The organism is Marinobacterium litorale DSM 23545 (assembly GCF_000428985.1).
Taxonomy (GTDB): Bacteria; Pseudomonadota; Gammaproteobacteria; order Pseudomonadales; family Balneatricaceae; genus Marinobacterium_D; species Marinobacterium_D litorale.
In genome coordinates this window covers 239,440-256,022 of the sequence record NZ_AUAZ01000001.1, presented here as the reverse complement: position 1 = coordinate 256,022, position 16,583 = coordinate 239,440, and the positions used below count along the sequence as shown (strand labels likewise).

Annotated in this window: 12 protein-coding genes; 5 read left to right on the top strand and 7 right to left on the bottom strand. The window is 58.5% G+C overall.

What is annotated here, in order from left to right:
- Window positions 1-34 precede the first annotated feature (34 nt).
- Window positions 35-892 (top strand): aminotransferase class IV, encoded by an 858-nt coding sequence (locus G403_RS0101175; protein ID WP_027852369.1) that lies wholly within the window; start codon window positions 35-37, stop codon window positions 890-892.
- A gap of 91 nt (window positions 893-983) precedes the next feature.
- Here the strand turns inward: G403_RS0101175 and G403_RS0101170 are convergent, their stop codons facing one another.
- From G403_RS0101170 to G403_RS0101160, 3 genes are all read right to left on the bottom strand, one after another.
- Entirely contained in the window at window positions 984-1,469 is a 486-nt protein-coding gene (locus tag G403_RS0101170; RefSeq protein WP_027852368.1) for an STAS domain-containing protein, read from the bottom strand.
- A 2-nt stretch (window positions 1,470-1,471) separates the two neighbouring features.
- Window positions 1,472-2,635 (bottom strand): PP2C family protein-serine/threonine phosphatase, encoded by a 1,164-nt coding sequence (locus G403_RS0101165; RefSeq protein WP_084403883.1) that lies wholly within the window; start codon window positions 2,633-2,635, stop codon window positions 1,472-1,474.
- A gap of 70 nt (window positions 2,636-2,705) precedes the next feature.
- Window positions 2,706-3,416 (bottom strand): MlaA family lipoprotein, encoded by a 711-nt coding sequence (locus tag G403_RS0101160; RefSeq protein ID WP_156899616.1) that lies wholly within the window; start codon window positions 3,414-3,416, stop codon window positions 2,706-2,708.
- A 207-nt stretch (window positions 3,417-3,623) separates the two neighbouring features.
- Between G403_RS0101160 and G403_RS0101155 the strand changes: the two genes are divergently transcribed.
- Genes G403_RS0101155 through G403_RS0101140 form a run of 4 tightly spaced genes read left to right on the top strand, consistent with a single transcriptional unit; the run spans window position 3,624 to window position 8,983 of the window.
- Window positions 3,624-4,004 (top strand): response regulator transcription factor, encoded by a 381-nt coding sequence (locus G403_RS0101155; RefSeq protein WP_027852365.1) that lies wholly within the window; start codon window positions 3,624-3,626, stop codon window positions 4,002-4,004.
- 2 nt (window positions 4,005-4,006) lie between these two features.
- A complete protein-coding gene (locus G403_RS0101150; protein ID WP_027852364.1) occupies window positions 4,007-6,049 on the top strand; it encodes a 3'-5' exonuclease in 2,043 nt (680 codons plus the stop codon).
- A complete protein-coding gene (locus G403_RS0101145; RefSeq protein ID WP_027852363.1) occupies window positions 6,046-6,240 on the top strand; it encodes a hypothetical protein in 195 nt (64 codons plus the stop codon). The genes G403_RS0101150 and G403_RS0101145 overlap by 4 nt, the downstream gene beginning before the upstream one ends.
- Window positions 6,230-8,983, top strand: a complete 2,754-nt coding sequence (locus G403_RS0101140) for an ATP-binding protein (RefSeq protein ID WP_027852362.1) — start codon at window positions 6,230-6,232, stop codon at window positions 8,981-8,983. Before G403_RS0101145 ends, G403_RS0101140 begins: the two co-directional genes overlap by 11 nt.
- Here G403_RS0101140 and G403_RS21725 read toward each other — a convergent pair.
- From G403_RS21725 to htpG, 4 genes are all read right to left on the bottom strand, one after another.
- Complete coding sequence (locus G403_RS21725) at window positions 8,878-10,074, bottom strand: DUF294 nucleotidyltransferase-like domain-containing protein (protein ID WP_051298328.1); 1,197 nt, start codon at window positions 10,072-10,074, stop codon at window positions 8,878-8,880. The genes G403_RS0101140 and G403_RS21725 overlap by 106 nt on opposite strands.
- Before the next feature lie 75 nt (window positions 10,075-10,149).
- Window positions 10,150-13,209, bottom strand: a complete 3,060-nt coding sequence (locus G403_RS0101130; protein WP_027852361.1) for an AAA family ATPase — start codon at window positions 13,207-13,209, stop codon at window positions 10,150-10,152.
- A gap of 21 nt (window positions 13,210-13,230) precedes the next feature.
- Window positions 13,231-14,472, bottom strand: coding sequence for an exonuclease SbcCD subunit D C-terminal domain-containing protein (locus tag G403_RS0101125; protein WP_027852360.1), 1,242 nt, complete (start codon window positions 14,470-14,472; stop codon window positions 13,231-13,233).
- A gap of 118 nt (window positions 14,473-14,590) precedes the next feature.
- On the bottom strand, window positions 14,591-16,510 hold the full coding sequence (htpG, locus tag G403_RS0101120; protein WP_027852359.1) for a molecular chaperone HtpG: 1,920 nt from the start codon (window positions 16,508-16,510) through the stop codon (window positions 14,591-14,593).
- Window positions 16,511-16,583: the final 73 nt, after the last annotated feature.

Below are 16,583 nucleotides of genomic sequence, written 5' to 3'. Positions count from 1 at the left end.
ACCAGCCGGCTCCGGACATAGAGAGGTTTTTATAATGAGTATTGCTTACGTAAACGGCGCCTTTGTTCCTCTTGAAGAGGCCCGTATTTCTCCGCTGGATCGCGGTTTTCTGTTCGGTGATGGCATCTATGAAGTGATCCCCTACTACAACCGCAAGCCCGTGGGTTTTGCTCTGCACATGCAGCGTATGATCAATGGCCTGAAGGCGCTTGAGATTAAGTGCGAGAAGAGCATCGACGAATGGCGTCAGCTGCTTGATTCCCTGATCGACCAGAACGAAGGCAGCAACTTCGGTGTTTATCTGCACGTTTCCCGCGGCGCCGATACCAAACGCTTCCATGCGTACCCGGAAAATGTTGAGCCGACCATTTTCGCGTTCACGTTCGGTATCAAGGACCCGGAGCCGGTGGATCGTTCAGCCGTTCACGCCTACAAGGTTTCCAGCACCGAAGATCTGCGCTGGAAGCGCTGCAACATCAAATCGACCTCACTGCTGGGCAACGTCATGCACTTCCAGCAGGGGCATGCATCCGGCAATAACGAAATCCTGCTCTACAACCAGAAAAACGAATTGACCGAGGGCAGCTCTTGTAACGTCTTCATTGTCAAAGACGGTACCGTAATCACGCCCGTGGAAGACAACCAGATCCTGCCGGGCATTACCCGCCGTATCATCATCGACAGCATTAAGGCCGACGGCAGCATTCCGGTGGAAGAGCGTACCATCACCATGGACGAAGTGCGCAATGCTGACGAGATCTGGATCACCAGCTCCTCCAAAGAGATCGCGCCGGTTACCCGCCTGGATGATCAGCCGGTCGGTAATGGCGAAGTCGGTCCTGTCTGGGAAAAAGCGTTCCGTATCTACACCGACCGCAAGTTCGACTACTGATAAAACGCGGGGGACGCCCCGCTGCTTTTCAGGCAATAAAAAAGGATCCGTCAGGGATCCTTTTTTATTGCCTGCTTTGAAGACCGCCCCGCTAACTGCAGTTCTCCAGCGTTGCCACCAGGTCTTTGAACGCCGCCCGGTTGGCTTCGTTAAGGTCGATCAACACCCGGTGTGCGCCGATAATCCGCTCTCGCACCTGGTCTTCGGATTCCTGTACAAAGGGCACCTGCTCAAGATCGACCCCACTGGTGGGCACACTGTCGAGCAACAGGAAAACCTGATCAAACCCCATGGAATAAAGTATCCGGGTAATATCAGGATTGGTGGAGATCAGCGTCGGGCGCGGCATGCCCAGCTCAGAGGCCTTGATCGCGAGTTTGGCGATCAACCCCAGCGAGGTACTGTCAATCGTGGTGGTTTCGGTCAGATCGATCAGCGTATCACTGATCTCGCGGCGTGCCAGGACAGATTCCAGGTGCAGATCGATTGTGGAGCAGAGCGTCAGACGCACCTCACCCACAAACTTCAGAACGTAATGGCCGTCGCGACAGGCGTAAAAAATAGAGCCATCGCTCATAGTCACACTCGAGTTACCGTCATGATCGCTACATCGTCCGGGTTTATGCGCCCGACCGGGATGATACAGTCAAAAATTGATTGGGGCGACAGATTTTTACCTTTACACGCCTCCAGCAAAAGCTGTTCCTTCGCTTCCAGTGTTTCACCTTCGGCTACTTCCAGGATTCCGTCCGAGAACAGGGTAAGCGAAAACTCGGGGTCCAGATCAATACGTCTTTCATCGAATACCGGCTCTTCAAACAAACCGATCGGCATACCCCGTCCTTCGAGATACACCGCCTCGCCCCGTTGCCTGAGAATTGGCATTGGATGATGCCCCCCAACAGCATAGGTCAGACTGGAGTCCCTTTCATCAATCAGGCCGATAAACATCGTGAGATGTTTACCCAGACCGGTCAACAGCAGTTCACGGTTGACCCGGTGTAACGTTGCCAGCGGCGACTGGATATCAAAACTGGAGTTGCGGTTGTAGTTTCGTACCAGGCGGTAGGTCATGTTTTTCAGTAACACCGTGACCAGTGCAGACGAGGCTCCGTGCCCGGATACGTCGGCCAGGTAAAAAACCGTCTGATTCTCGTTGATGGCTATTGAGTCGACAAAATCGCCACTGAGCAACAGGCTGGGCTGAAGGATATATTGAAAACAGACGTGGTTGAGTTCGCGAACCGGCGGCGGCAACAGCTTCTGCTGAAGCTGCTGAGCGGCGTGCTGGTCGGCGCGCAGCTCATCAAGGCTGCGCTCCAGGCTCTCTCGCAAGAAACGCGCCTCTTCGATCATCTGCACCCGTTTGAGCTGGCGCGTCATGGCATCAACGAACAGCTCAGGATGGGTCTGCAACTCTGTCAGAGAAAAAACATCGTCGGCCCCATTACGTAACGACGCCACCAGGCTTTCCGCGGTTCCTTCCTCTACCAGAGCGACTGTAGGCATGGGGTTTATAGCGCGCGCCAGCTGACTGAGATAGGGCAGATCGGAGAGAGTCGACCGGTCGACGATCGCCATCGAGATCATACGATGCTCAAGCAGGTGCTCCACTTCGTCCGTCGTGCGGGCAACGAAAATGCGCAGGTGTTCACTTTCACACTGTTCGCAGAGCTCGAATATCAGATCAGTGACAGCTGTCGAGGCCGACACCATCAGGATCGCCTGCTCTCTGAGACTCATTAATCAGTTGCTCGATTTAGCTGATAGACCACGACCGACTCACCCATTGAGCCCATTTGGTCGGGGATAATCAGAAGTCGTTATCGTCGTAGCGTACGGGTATCTGGCCATCATGGACTAAAAACTGACGGCGCTGCAAATAGGCATCCCGCACAAAGATGTATCGATCACCCGAAATGATCTGTTCCGCTGTCATCAGCCGCACGCGCGCATCGATCAGACGCAGCCCGTACAGGGAGTTGCGGGTTGGAACGTGATCAACGTCGGAAACCGGATCAAGCATGCTATTCGGTATACGTCCAAGCCCATCTCGCACAGAACTCGGCCCGAGCAACGGTAGCACCAGATAGGGTCCGGACCCCATTCCCCAGTAGCCCAGAGTCTGACCGAAATCTTCCGGCTTCTCTTCCAGCCCCATGGGGGTCGCCACATCGATAAGACCGGCCAGACCAATCGTCGAATTGAAAACAACCCGGGTCACACTGGTCAATGCCGCATCCACTTTGCCCTGCAGCAGATTATTGACGGCAGAGCCCACATCGCCGATGTTGTCGAAAAAGTTGGATACGCCCTGCTCCGCCAGGTCAGGCATCACGAAACGATAGCCCTGAGCGACCGGCTTGAGCGCATAACGGTCGACCTGCTCATTAAACGAGAACATGGCACGGTTGAACCCTTCCCATGGATCCGCCTCCGTCTCACTGTGGGCCTGTGTTGACAGGGTTAATGTCAACGTAGCGGCAGCCAGCACAGCGCCCTGACGCAACCTATCGATCAGCATTGCAGTTCCTTTATCTTGGCGAAGCAATAAAACCCGCATTTTAACTCTGTTGCACCTGCGATAAAAAGCAAAGCCGCGACTTTTTCGCTGCTACTTTACGGTTATCCTCCGCTACCACCGGTTACCAACTTTGTTCAACCCGCACTAGACTGCCTGTAGAGCCTTTCCCCGCTACCCTTCGGTGCAAAAACGAAGTAAGGAGTACCAATGGCCCAGGTTCTGATCGTAGATGACGAACCCAACATTCTGCTCTCGCTGGAGTTTCTGATGCAGCGCTCCGGCTTTCAGGTGCTGACAGCCGCGACAGGCGCCCAGGCCCGGGAGCACCTCGAGGCAAGCCACCCGGATATCGTACTGCTCGATATCAGCCTACCCGATACCAGCGGCTTTGAGTTGCTGGAGGAGATACGCGCTAACCCAGCCTGTACATCGCTGCCGGTCATCATGCTCACAGCCCACGGGCGGGAGGTCGAGAAGGAGAAAGGCATTGCACTGGGGGCCAATGATTACGTCACCAAGCCGTTCTCAACGCAAGAGCTGGTGACGCGGGTGCAGTCGCTGCTGGCCCAGATACCTGATGGAGATTGATCATGCGCTCCCGCCAGCAATTGATCGGCATCTGGCTTCTGCTCGCCGGCGCCTGTCTGTTTATCCCCTTGGGCCTGATCGCATGGCTGGAAACCCGAAACACCTTGGACGGCCCCTCCCGGATCGTTGTCTGGTGTCTGGCTTTCCTGCCCGGCGCGTTGGTCCTGTGCGGCGGAGCACTGCTGGAGCGCAAGCTGTTGGCACCGCTACGACAGCTTCAAGTATTGCTGGCACGGCTGATAGCCAGCCCGGATGCCCGCGGCGATTTCCCGCTTTCCGGCTGGCTGATAAATCTGGAGCCGGATCTCGACAGGATACGCAGCGGCTGGCGCGAAGATCGGGCACGGATTGAACACGCTCACCAGGAAGGCGCAGGCAAGGCCGCGTTTATTCAGGAGGAGTTGGAAAGCGTTGTTCAGGAGCTCGCCACACCCCTGCTGATCTGTGACCGCCACCAGCGACTGTTGCTGTTTAACCCCGCCGCTCAGAACGTATTTGCCGAGAACCCGGCGCTTGGGTTGGGCCGCAGTATCTCCCAGCTGATTCCACATTCCAGTCTGGGAGAAACTCTGCGCCAGCTGCCTGATAATGGCAGCCCGCGCCAGCTGCTTTTGCCCGGACGCTCACGTTGGTACCGCTGCGATCTGCGCCGTCTCGGAGCGCGTCATGGCGGGGCACTGATCACGCTTCACGATACGACCCACGAGCTCTCTGCGGAGCAAAGTTGGCGCCGCTCACTGGCCACGCTGGTCCCCCGGATGAGAGGCCACCTGGGCAGTCTTAACAGCGCCGCCCAGCTACTGGAGCAGGCAACTGATGATCCACAGATACTTGACCGTCTACACGGCGCTATTATCGAGGAAGGGGATGCACTGGCCAGAGAACTGGACGGACTGACCCGGGTGATCGAATCGCAGCAGCTCTCCCAGGCACGGCTGGAGGAGACCTGGTCCAATGATCTGCTGGCGGCACTGAGCGAAAGACTCGCCGATCAACAGATCAGCATCACACCGGTGGGGATCCCGGTCTGGCTGAAGGTGGATGCCCCGGCCGTACTCTCAATGCTGTCGGTACTGATTCGCTTGCTGCAGCAAGAGGTGTCGATCAATGCCCTGGATATCGAGCCGCTTCTGGGCAACCGGCGGGTTTATCTGGATCTCACCTGGCACGGAGAGCCGATCAGCCACGCCCGTATCCAGCAATGGGAGACGACCGCGCTGTTCGATGACCCCTTCTCTCCCCGGATCTCCGATGTCCTCTCACAGCATGGGGCAGAGCTCTGGTCCCGGGCCGGGGCTCGCAGAGGCCTGGCCTGCCTGCGTCTGCCACTCCCCGCCTCCGAGCGCGGTCTGGAGCCAGCGACACCGGCGCTGACAACCGACCGGGACGCACGTCCGGAGTTTCACGACTTCAGTATCGCGGAGTTACCCCCACCCGATAGCCAGTTACAGAAGATCCCTCTGACACAACTTGAGATGGTGGTCTTCGATACCGAGACGACCGGGCTGGAGCTTCGCAAAGGCGATCGGGTTATCAGTCTGGCAGCTTGCCGGATTGTTAACGGACGCCTGCTGGCACAGGACTACTATGATCAACTGGTCAATCCGGAGCGCCCGATTCCACCACAAAGCACCCGGATCCATGGCCTGTGCGATGACGATGTAAACCAGGCACCTCCGGTGGCGGTCGTATTGCCGCGCTTCCGGGAATATGTGGGCCGGGGTGTATTGGTTGCTCATAATGCCGCCTTCGATCTGCTGGCTCTGAACCTGGCAGCGGAAGGCAGCGAGTTGCAGTTTGATATGCCGGTACTGGACACTCTGGCATTATCCCGAGCTCTTGACCCCACACTGGAAGCCCACGGCCTGGATGCGCTGGCCGACCGCTTCCAGATCCAGTTTCCCCCCGGCACTCGCCACACGGCGCTGGGCGATGCCCGGGTAACCGCCGAGCTGGTGCTGGCGCTGATTCCGCGCCTGGAAAGCCGGGGCGTTATGAACCTGGGAGACGCTCTGGAGTTCCAGAAACAGGGAGCATTATCATGAGAAAGCGCGCCGAAAGCCGTTTACTGGCACTGACGATTCTGGCGCTTCTGCTGTTCTCCCCGCCCCTGTTACTCCTGTTTGACCGCCCACTGGGCCTTGGTTTTTCGGCACTGCCAGTGGCGATCTACCTGATTTGGGCACTGGTGATACTTATATCGGCACTGATTCTGGAGGGCCGCCATGAGGATTGAAGGGCTGGTGCTGACCATCTCCTTCAGCTATCTGGCGCTGCTGTTCATCATTGCCGCCTGGGGCGACCGGCGGGCGGAACAACGCCGTTCACTGGTCAACTCACCCACGATCTACGCGCTGTCTATCGCCGTTTACTGCACCGCCTGGACCTTCTATGGCAGTGTGGGGCGAGCCGCCACCACCGGATTAAGTTATCTGCTGATCTACCTGGGGCCAACACTGGCCATGCTCTGTGGCTGGATGCTGATCCGCAAGATGATCCGTATCGCCCGCGCTCAGCGCATCACCTCCATTGCCGACTTTATCAGCGCGCGTTATGGCAAGAGTGGCGCACTGGGCGCACTGGTCGCGGCCATCGCAATCGTGGCGATCATGCCCTATATCGCCCTGCAGCTGAAAGCGATCACGGTCAGTTACGGTATTCTGACGGAGTATCCCCGACAAACGCCACCGGCTCTGTCGCTGACAGGTTTCTGGAACGATAAAGCGTTCTGGGTCGCGCTGGTGCTGGCCGTGTTTATCATTCTGTTCGGTACCCGCCACCTGGACGCCAGCGAGCGGCATGAGGGGATGGTCACCGCTATCGCGTTTGAGTCACTGGTCAAACTGTTCGCATTCGTGGCCGTGGGTGTGTTTGCCACCTTTGTGCTCTACCAAGGGCCGGCTGACCTGTTTGCCACGGCCGCCCAGCTCCTGCCTGAAGCCGCCCATCACTTTGGCCTGGAGCAGATTCCCGGGGGCGCGCTGGGCTGGTTTGGCACCCTGATTCTCGCGATGCTGGCGTTCATCACGCTACCACGCCAGTTTCAGGTGCTCGTGGTGGAGAACGTCAACGAAGAACATTTGAAGCGTGCCTGCTGGCTGTTCCCTTTTTATCTGCTGCTGATCAACCTGTTTGTAATTCCAATTGCCCTGGCCGGCATGCTGGGTGGGAGTACGACCGGTGAGCCCGATAACTATGTGCTGACGCTGCCGCTCTCGGCAGGGCTTAACGGGTTGCCGATGCTGGTCTTTATCGGCGGCTTGTCAGCCGCGACCAGCATGATGATCGTGGAAACCATCGCGCTTTCAACCATGGTCAGCAACCAGTTGGTGATGCCGTTGCTGCTGCGCTGGCGAGCCCTGCAGCTTGATCAGAGGCGAGACCTGTCCGGCTGGTTGCTGGGTATCCGACGGGTGGCTATCGTTTTCATCCTGATTCTCGGATATCTGTACCACGCCCTGATCGGCGAGGCATACAGTCTGGTCACTATCGGCCTGGTCTCTTTCGCCGCGGCTGCCCAGTTTGCCCCCGCTTTGCTGCTCGGCCTCTACTGGCGTGGTGCCAGCCGTACCGGGGCAGCCTGCGGTATGATCGCCGGTATCCTGGTCTGGGCCTGGACCCTGTTGATTCCGGGCTTTGCCCTGTCGGGCTGGCTTGATACCGGTTTTATCGAGCAGGGGCCTTTCGGTATCGAGACGTTACGCCCCTACGCCCTGTTCGGGCTTGAAGGCTGGGATATCTATACGCATGCGCTGTTCTGGACAATGTTGGTCAATATCGGCTTGCTGGTCGGCATTTCACTGTTTGCCCGACCGGGTCATCTTGAACAGACTCAGGCGGCGCTTTTTACCAACGCACTGAAGCCCGAAGCGGAGCAGGCCCCCATCTGGCAGGGCCAGGCCAGCAGACGTGAACTGTTCGGCCTGCTGGTGCGCTACCTGGGGCAGTCCTCCACCACCCGCCTGCTTGGGACAGAACGGCCAGACGACGAAACACCGGCAACCCCTCAGATGATCGCGGCCGCCGAGCAGGGCCTGACCGGTGCGTTGGGCAGCGCTACCGCGCGGATACTGATCAACTCTGTGGTCCGGGGTGAAGCGTTGGATATGTCCTCCATCCTCAGCATTCTGGACACGACTTCGCAAACGCTGGAGTACAACCGCCGACTGGAGCAGAAATCTACGGAGCTTGCCCGCATCGGTGAAGAGCTGCGCAGCGCCAACGAACGCCTGCGCGAACTGGACCGGCTTAAAGATGAATTCGTCGCCATGGTCAGCCATGAGCTGCGCACCCCCCTCACATCGATCCGGGCATTTGCGGAGATACTGCGCGACAGTGATGACCTGGACCGGGAGCAGCAAACACACTTCCTGGCAATCATCGTCCGGGAAAGTGAACGCCTGTCACGCCTGATCGAAGAGATTCTCGATCTGGCGCGCCTGGAATCGGGCCGGATGACACTTCACCCCGAACACTGCGATCTGCAGGAGCTGCTCTCCCGCGCGCTGGAAGCGGTGACACACCTGTTCCAGGAGCGCGGCATTAGCCATGAATTAAAGCTGACCGCGTCCCCCTGTCCGGTTATCGCCGATCCGGACCGGCTACAACAGGTGTTAATCAACCTGCTCGACAACGCCAGTAAGTTCGCTGACGAGAACGAAGGACAGGTACTGGCAACCGTCGCGCCTTACAAACGCGGCTTCCGGGTAACCGTGGAGGACAACGGCAGCGGCATCGTCGAGCAGGAACGGGAGAAAGTGTTCGAGAAGTTTCACCAGATCGAACAGGCACGCAGCCTGGAGGAAAAAGGCGGCTCCCATCAGCGCCCCCGTGGCACCGGTTTAGGCTTGCCAATCAGCCGCGGCATCGTCAATCAGCTGGGGGGGCGGCTCTGGATCGACAGGTCCGAGCGCCTGGGCGGTGCCTGCTTGGTTCTTGAGTTACCGCGGGCTCCTGAAGAGACCACCGATGTGGACTGACCGGCTTTGCGTACCAGGCTACGGACCGCTTTGAGATCAAAGCGTAACTGTTCGCGCTCCAGTGCCGAGAGCTGCTCGGGATCGATCCAGTTATCAGGCCGCGCACCTTTCAGGCTGCGCTCGGTCTGTGCCTCCAGCAGAAGCTTAACAAGTCGTTCAAACACCGCCGCCAGAGCCTGACCCTGCCGGGGTTTGAGAACGCCGGTGCGCTCCAGCCAGAACAGACGTTCACGGGTGGCCACCTCTCGGCAGCCATACACCAGCGCCAGCAGACGCAGCGCCGCTGTCATCGGCAAAAGCCCCTGACGTTTAAGATTGATAGCCCGTGGATGCGGCGCTTCCCGACCATCGCCCTGCAACCGGTCAAGACGGTCCAGAGCCACCGGCACCTCATCGAGCAGCTCCGCCATCTCGTTGAGAAAAAGACCTGCGGTGGGTACCGAATGAAAAATCGCTTCGCGTACCGGTTCAACCAAGGCCACATCACCATAAACCGGGGCAAAGTCGAACAGAATATTGCACTGCTGAACCTGCTTAACGCGCCGGCCCGCCATCCAAAGCCGCATCTGAGTCTGCCATTCGTTAACCGGCTTACGCCAGAGGGGGCGCGAAGCCATCACATCGCCACGGCAAAAAGGAATGCCCGACTGATCCAGGTATTCGGTGAAAAGTTCGGCAAAGGTCCTGAACCAGGTATCGACCTCGTTGTGGCGATGCATCGGATAGCTGCCAAGAATCAGGCCATTATCCTGGTCCGGCGCAAGCAGGCTCTCATGGCGACCGCCGGAGCCCATGACAATCACGCAAAAGCCGACCGGGGGCTCCCCCCAGCCGTCAGCGCGCATCTGGTCCAGTGCCCGTTCAATGGCACAGTGATAGATCAGATCATTGTGATCACTGATAATCTCGCCGATCAGCCAGGCAGGAAGCGCCAGTCCACTCAGGGTCTGCGCAAGCTCCGCCTGGCGCTCACGGCCATGACCGGCGCCGGCGGCCTGACGCAGCATGGATAACAGCGCATCCAGTTCCGCATTGAGGTAGGGGCGCGATTTGGCATTCGCGTCAAACAGCGCCCGCCAGGGTGATTGCATAGGCCCTCCCCATATCGATCTGTCTCTTGGACAGCTATCGAACTCAGCATAGAGGAGTTAACGCAGTTCGCCAGTTCAACCGCTACAACCGGGGCCCTGAATCCGGCTACGCCCGCCGCTGAGCGGCTGGACCTCGATACGGGTAGCGATTCGTTCCTTGAGCGCCTGAACATGGGAGATGACACCGATCAACTTGCCCTCCTGCTGCAACCCGGCCAGGGTATCCAGTGCTGTTTCCAACGCGTCCTCATCCAACGTGCCGAACCCCTCATCGAGAAACAGGGAATCCACGCGCACATTGCGGCTGGCCATGCCGGAAAGCCCCAGCGCCAACGCCAGACTGATAAGAAAACTTTCACCCCCCGACAGGTTCTTGGTGGAGCGCACCTCCCCCGCCTGATAGTTATCGATCACGTTCAGTTCCAGCGGCTGATCCAGGTCGCGCACCAGCAGATAGCGATCCGACATTTTTTGCAGCTGGCGATTGGCATGGCCCACCATCAGCTCAAAGGTAAGCCCCTGGGCAAAGTTGCGGAACTTCTTGCCATCGGCGGATCCGATCAGTTCATGCAACTGCTCCCAGCGGCTGAGCTCCTGTTGCTGCACCTCTATCCTGCGCTGTTGCTCACCAAACTGCTGCCTGAGTATCTCATTACGCTCAAGCTGCTGCTGCAGGCTCCCACGCTGCTCCAGCAGCCGGTCCAGATCCCCTTTCAGCTGGCGCATGGTCTCGTCCAACTGATCATGGGACTGTTCCGTCAACGCTTGCTGTTCCAGCCCCGCCCGCGTGTCCCGGTTATGACGTAGCAGGCCGTTAAGTTCATTTTCACGCGCCTTGAGTGAATCGGCGTCCCGTTGCAGGCGCTGAACCTGCTCTGCAGGCAACAGCGCCGCTTTGAAGGCCGCCTCATCGGCGAAGGCGCTGTCGGACAGGGCGTTGTCGAACTCCGCCTGAAGCCTGCCTATTTCAGTGCTTAGCCGCTCGATACGCGCCTGTTCGGTGCCAATCTGCGCCCGGCACTGTGCCAGAAGCTGACTGCGTTGCTGCTCAGCCGTTCGCGCCTGCTCCAACGCTTTGCGCGCCCTACTGACCGCACCCTGAAGACGTCTATCCCAGGCTTCCGTATCCGGCTCCGGTGATAACGCCGCCCGCGCCTCCTGATGTTGTCTCAAAGCGATACAGGCACGGTCATACTCGGTGCGTTTACGCGCCCTCTCCCGGGTTTCACGCTGCTGCTTCTGTCTGGCCTCCAGAGTGTCGATCTGCTTGATCCGGGCACGCACAGCCTGCCAGCGCTCGCCGGCGTCGCCATGTGCCTGTTTCACCTGTTCGGCAGTGGGTCGGGCGGACCAGCCCAGAGGCTTCAGCGCCTCATTGATCTGACTCTCAAGCGATGCCACCTGGGCCCGATTCTGCTCTATTTGCTGACCGTGACTGCGCTTCTGTGTAGCCAACTCCGCCAGGCGGATTTCAAGCGTTTTGACCCCGGTTGAAAGCTCACCCAGTTCTTTCTCCACGGCCTGAAGGCGTGCAGTTTCTTCGCTGAGCTCCAGCGGCGCGTCACTGCGCCAGGGGTGCTCCAGCGACCCGCACAGCGGACAGGGTTTACCGGCTTCCAGCTCATGACGCTGCTGCTCCAGGCTGGCGATCTGCTGAGCCAGTCGTTGCAGTTTCAACAGGTCTTGCTGCTCACGCTGTAAAGCCTCCGTCCGCTGCTGTTTTTGTCCAAGCTCAGTGCTTACCAGCACCTGCTGCGCTGCCAGTTCAGCCTGAGCATTTTCCAGCGCGGTATGGGCCTTGTTGAGCGTATCGCTCTGCTCCACCCAGTGTTTGAGCTCGGCCAGCAGTTCGCCACGCTGGCGGATCTGTTCGAGCTGCGTGTTCAATGTATCGCGGCCACCATCAGCCAGCAGCTCCTGAAGCTCACGCTCAGTCGCCTCAATCTCGGCCCCAAGCTGCTCTGTGTCCAACGCCGGGGACTCCAGCAACGCCCTGGGCAACGCCTGTTTTAACTGCTCGACGAGTTTACGCTGCTCCGCGACTTTCCAGTCCTGCTCTCGCAGTTGTGTGATCAAAGGCTGCTTATCGGTCAGCGCCGTTTCCGCCTGCTGCAACCCTTGCTGCGCCTGTTCTGCCTTCGCTGCTTCCTGACGGGCGGCCTCCGCCAGCATGGGCAGCTGCTTCTGCAGACCCTCAAGCGTCTCACGTTGCTGCGCCAAATCACGTCGGCGCTGTTGTAGCGGCTCATAAGCAGTCCGCAAAGCCTGCGCTTTTAAGCCCTGATCAAGCTGGCTTTGGCTGGCTGAAAACGCCTCTCGCTCTGTATTCAGCGCCTGAAGGCTCTTATCAAGCTCACGACCTCGCTGGATCTCCCGATCGAGCTGACCGCGCCAGTCCAATAGTTTCTGATGTTCGGCCACCCCCTGCTGCTGAGCTACAACCTGCTTGTCCACGGCATCGCGTTCCAGCTTAAGCTGCTGCTCACTCTCAGAGTCCAACAGCTGCAAGCCGGACTGTTCTGCCCGGAGCTGATCGAGTTTCTGTTTTTCCTCGCCGCGGCGCAGATGCACCGCTTTCGAGATCTCCGAGTAGATCGCGGTCCCGGTGATCTGCTCAAGAATCGGTGCCCGCGCATCCGGGTCAGCCTGCAGGAAGGCGGCGAAACCACCCTGTGCCAGCAGCATCGACCGGGTGAAGCGGTCAAAATCCATCCCGGTGAGACGTTCGATGGTCTCGGCCACCTCCTTGATTTTGGTGTAGAGCACCTTGCCGGTGGCGACCTCGACGATTTCCTGCTTGGGCTGCTGCAATGCTCCATCAGGCCGCTTGCGGCTGCGATGTTGGCTCCAGTACACCCGCCAGCGGCCCTGCGGCGTTTCAAACTCCACCTCGGCAAAACATTCACCGGTCTGGCGCGACATCACCTCATTCTGGCTTTTACTGACATTGGACTGGCGCGGCGTACGCCCATAGAGCGCGAGACAGATCGCATCCAGCAGCGTGGACTTGCCCGCCCCGGTGGGACCGGTAATGGCGAACAGCCCCTCGGTCAGGTAAGCCGGATCGGTCAGATCGATCTGCCACTCGCCCACCAGTGAGTTGAGATTGCAGAAGCGGATATTCAGTATGCGCATTAAGGTTCTCCCTGTTACCCGCTATTCGGCGCGATTATCCTGTTCGTCGAGTTCTCGCAGCAGACCGTTAAACAACGCTTTGAGATCCGCCTGCTGAGCCTCTGGCACCTGGTGCGCGGCCAGCGCACGATCAAATACCTCGGGGGGCGACAGGTCATCCAGTGTCTCCTCCTCACCCACCCGGGAGAGTACCCGTTCAATCACCCGGTTGTTGCGCACCCGCAGGATCTCCAGTTGGGTTCCTTTGACCTGCTCTTCCAGCCACTGGCGCAGATCCGCGGCAATCGCATCGCCCTCATAGTGAATTTCCAGCCAGACCGATTCCCGCCCGGTCGCCAACCTCGCGATAGCGCCAGCCAGCTGTTGCTGATCACCTTTAAGGCGTTCCAGGCGCTGGAAGCAGGGAATCTCCAGCATCCGGATTGAAGGCACACGCCCCTCGAACTCAATCCGGTAAAGCAGTTTCTGCTGGTGTGCCTCACCAAAGCCCATGGGCAGTGGTGAGCCGCTGTAACGAATTCGCTCCTGACCGGCCACCGTCTGCGGTACGTGCAGGTGACCCAGAGCTACGTAATCCAGAGTTTCAGGGAAGCAATCACTACCGACCTGTGCCAGTGAGCCCACGTAAAGATCGCGAACACCATCGCCCTCCAGTGTCTGGCCTCCCGCCGCAAACAGATGGCCCATGCCGATCAGTGGCAGGTCCGGGCCCTGCTCCTGACGCATTGCCTCACCGGCTGCACAAACCCGGGCGTAATGGTCGTATATCCCTTCAATGAGTTTGCGGCTTTTGTCATCGGTACTTTCTCCAGTCTCGCTATGACGGATATCACGATCACGCAGATAGGGGACGGCGCAGACAATCGCCTCTGGCTCGCCCGCCGTGTCTTTCAGAAGCAGTACTTCGTCGGCGGGGTCATCACAGGCGGCACCCACTACATGGACATCCAACGCCCGCAGAAGCTGCTGTGGCGCATTAAGAAAGGTGGGCGAGTCATGATTGCCACCCACGATTACCACGTGGCGACACGGGGAGGCTGCGACGTTATGCAGAAACCGATAATAGAGAGACTGAGCCCTGTTGCTCGGTGTGGTGGTATCGAACAGATCTCCGGCGATCAGCAGCAGCTCGATCCGCTCCTGCTCAATCACCTCCAGCATCCAGTCCAGAAAGGCCGCAAATTCGTCGTAGCGTCGACGGCCGTAGAGCAGCCGTCCAAGGTGCCAGTCGGAGCTGTGCAGTACGCGAAGTGTCTTGCTCATGGGTCGTTAAATTCCATTTTCCAGATGCGGGAAAGGTACAGGGTGGCGGGTTCGGAATCCAGAAACAAACAGGGCGACCCAAAGGCCGCCCTGCGTAGCGAACTGCTGATCGATGCCGTTAAGCGCTCAGTTCCAGCAGCAGCTTGTTGAGACGGCTGATATAAGCGGCCGGATCTTCCAGTTGACCACCGGCGGCCAGTTCCGCCTGATCGAACAGGGTCAACGCCAGATCCTTGAAGCGATCTTCATCGGGCTCGCTGTCCAGCTTGGCAATCAGTGGATGCTCCGGGTTGTACTCGAAGGTCGGCTTCACTTCAGGCACCGGCTGACCGGCAGCTTCCATGATCTTGCGCATCTGTGCGCCCATGTCGTAGTCGCCCACAACGAGACAGGCCGGAGAGTCGGTCAGACGGTGGGTGACCCGCACTTCGTTGACGCGCTCGCCGAAGGCGCTGTTCAGGCGCTCGGTGAGGCCCTCCATCTTCTTGGCGACCTCTTCCTGCTCCTTCTTCTCCTCTTCGGACTCCACATCGCCCAGGTTCAGTTCGCCCTTGCTTACGTCCTGGAACGACTTGCCGTCGAAGTCGAACAGCTGGCTCATCATCCACTCGTCGATACGGTCGGACAGCAGCAGAACCTCGATACCCTTCTTGCGGAAGATCTCCAGGTGCGGGCTGCTCTTCGCGGCGTTGTAGGAATCAGCCACCACGTAGTAGATCTTCTCCTGACCCTCCTTCATGCGGCTGATGTAGTCTTCCAGACCGACATTCTGCTCGGCATTGTCGTTGTGGGTAGAGGCGAAGCGCAGCAGCTTAAGTACTTTTTCGCGGTTGCTGTAATCTTCAGCCGGCCCCTCTTTAAGAACCTGGCCAAACTCTTTCCAGAACGCCTGGTATTTCTCGGCATCATTCTTGGCCAGCTTGGACAGCATATCCAGTGCACGCTTGGTCAGGGCCGAGCGCAGCTTGTCCACGTTGGGGTCTTTCTGCAGGATTTCGCGAGAGACGTTCAGCGACAGGTTCTTGGAGTCGACCACACCCTTGATGAAGCGCAGGTAGAGGGGCAGGAACTCATCCGCCTGATCCATAATGAATACACGCTGGATATAGAGTTTCAGTCCCTTGGGTGCGTCGCGGTTCCAGAGGTCGAACGGAGCACGCTCGGGGACATAAATCAGGCTGGTGTATTCCAGGTTGCCTTCCACCTGGTTGTGAGCCCAGGTCAGCGGCTCGGCAAAGTCGTGGGAGACGTGCTTATAGAACTCTTTATACTCCTCATCGGAGATTTCGCTCTTGCTGCGCGACCAGAGCGCGGTGGCCGCGTTCACGGTTTCCCACTCCGGCGCCTTGTTAGCGTCCTTCTGCTCTTCGTCATCCTCGCTCGGCGTTTCCTCTTTCTCCATCAACACCGGGATGGCGATGTGGTCGGAGTACTTGCGAACCAGAGTACGCAGACGGAAACCGTTGGCAAACTCCTCTTCACCCTCTTTGAGTTTGAGGACGATCTTGGTACCGCGCTCCGGCAGGTCGACGTTTTCGATGCTGAACTCGCCCTCACCGGTGGAGGACCAGTGCACACCTTCACTGGCATCAAGGCCCGCACGGCGGGTGAACACATCCACCTGATCGGCCACGATGAAAGAGGAGTAGAAACCGACACCGAACTGGCCGATCAACTGGCTGTCTTTCGCCTGATCGCCGGTCAGGTTGGACAGAAAGTTCGCCGTGCCAGATTTAGCGATGGTACCCAGGTGGTCGATCACATCCTGGCGGCTCATGCCGATGCCGTTATCGGTGATGGAGACTGTCTTGGCCTCTTCATCGAATTCGACACGGATCTTGAGGTCACCATCGTTTTCGAACAGCTCCGCGTTCGACAAGGCCTCAAAACGCAGTTTTTCCGACGCATCGGATGCGTTGGAGATCAGTTCGCGCAGGAAGATCTCCTTGTTGGAATAGAGAGAGTGGATCATCAGCTGCAGCAGCTGTTTCACTTCTGTCTGAAAACCAAGGGTCTCTTTCTGAGTTTCTGTGCTCATAGGTCGTCTACCCAACTCCACTTAGATCGGTACGAGCCGGCGGGCTCATTCTTATTCCTCACCAGAGATGGGG

Bases quoted from the DNA above. Each gene is read 5' to 3' on its own strand.
- G403_RS0101175 (WP_027852369.1), top strand. From the start codon at position 35: ATGAGTATTGCTTACGTAAACGGCGCCTTTGTTCCTCTTGAAGAGGCC.
- G403_RS0101170 (WP_027852368.1), bottom strand. From the start codon at position 1,469: ATGAGCGATGGCTCTATTTTTTACGCCTGTCGCGACGGCCATTACGTT.
- G403_RS0101165 (WP_084403883.1), bottom strand. From the start codon at position 2,635: ATGAGTCTCAGAGAGCAGGCGATCCTGATGGTGTCGGCCTCGACAGCT.
- G403_RS0101160 (WP_156899616.1), bottom strand. From the start codon at position 3,416: ATGCTGATCGATAGGTTGCGTCAGGGCGCTGTGCTGGCTGCCGCTACG.
- G403_RS0101155 (WP_027852365.1), top strand. From the start codon at position 3,624: ATGGCCCAGGTTCTGATCGTAGATGACGAACCCAACATTCTGCTCTCG.
- G403_RS0101150 (WP_027852364.1), top strand. From the start codon at position 4,007: ATGCGCTCCCGCCAGCAATTGATCGGCATCTGGCTTCTGCTCGCCGGC.
- G403_RS0101145 (WP_027852363.1), top strand. From the start codon at position 6,046: ATGAGAAAGCGCGCCGAAAGCCGTTTACTGGCACTGACGATTCTGGCG.
- G403_RS0101140 (WP_027852362.1), top strand. From the start codon at position 6,230: ATGAGGATTGAAGGGCTGGTGCTGACCATCTCCTTCAGCTATCTGGCG.
- G403_RS21725 (WP_051298328.1), bottom strand. From the start codon at position 10,074: ATGCAATCACCCTGGCGGGCGCTGTTTGACGCGAATGCCAAATCGCGC.
- G403_RS0101130 (WP_027852361.1), bottom strand. From the start codon at position 13,209: ATGCGCATACTGAATATCCGCTTCTGCAATCTCAACTCACTGGTGGGC.
- G403_RS0101125 (WP_027852360.1), bottom strand. From the start codon at position 14,472: ATGAGCAAGACACTTCGCGTACTGCACAGCTCCGACTGGCACCTTGGA.
- htpG (WP_027852359.1), bottom strand. From the start codon at position 16,510: ATGAGCACAGAAACTCAGAAAGAGACCCTTGGTTTTCAGACAGAAGTG.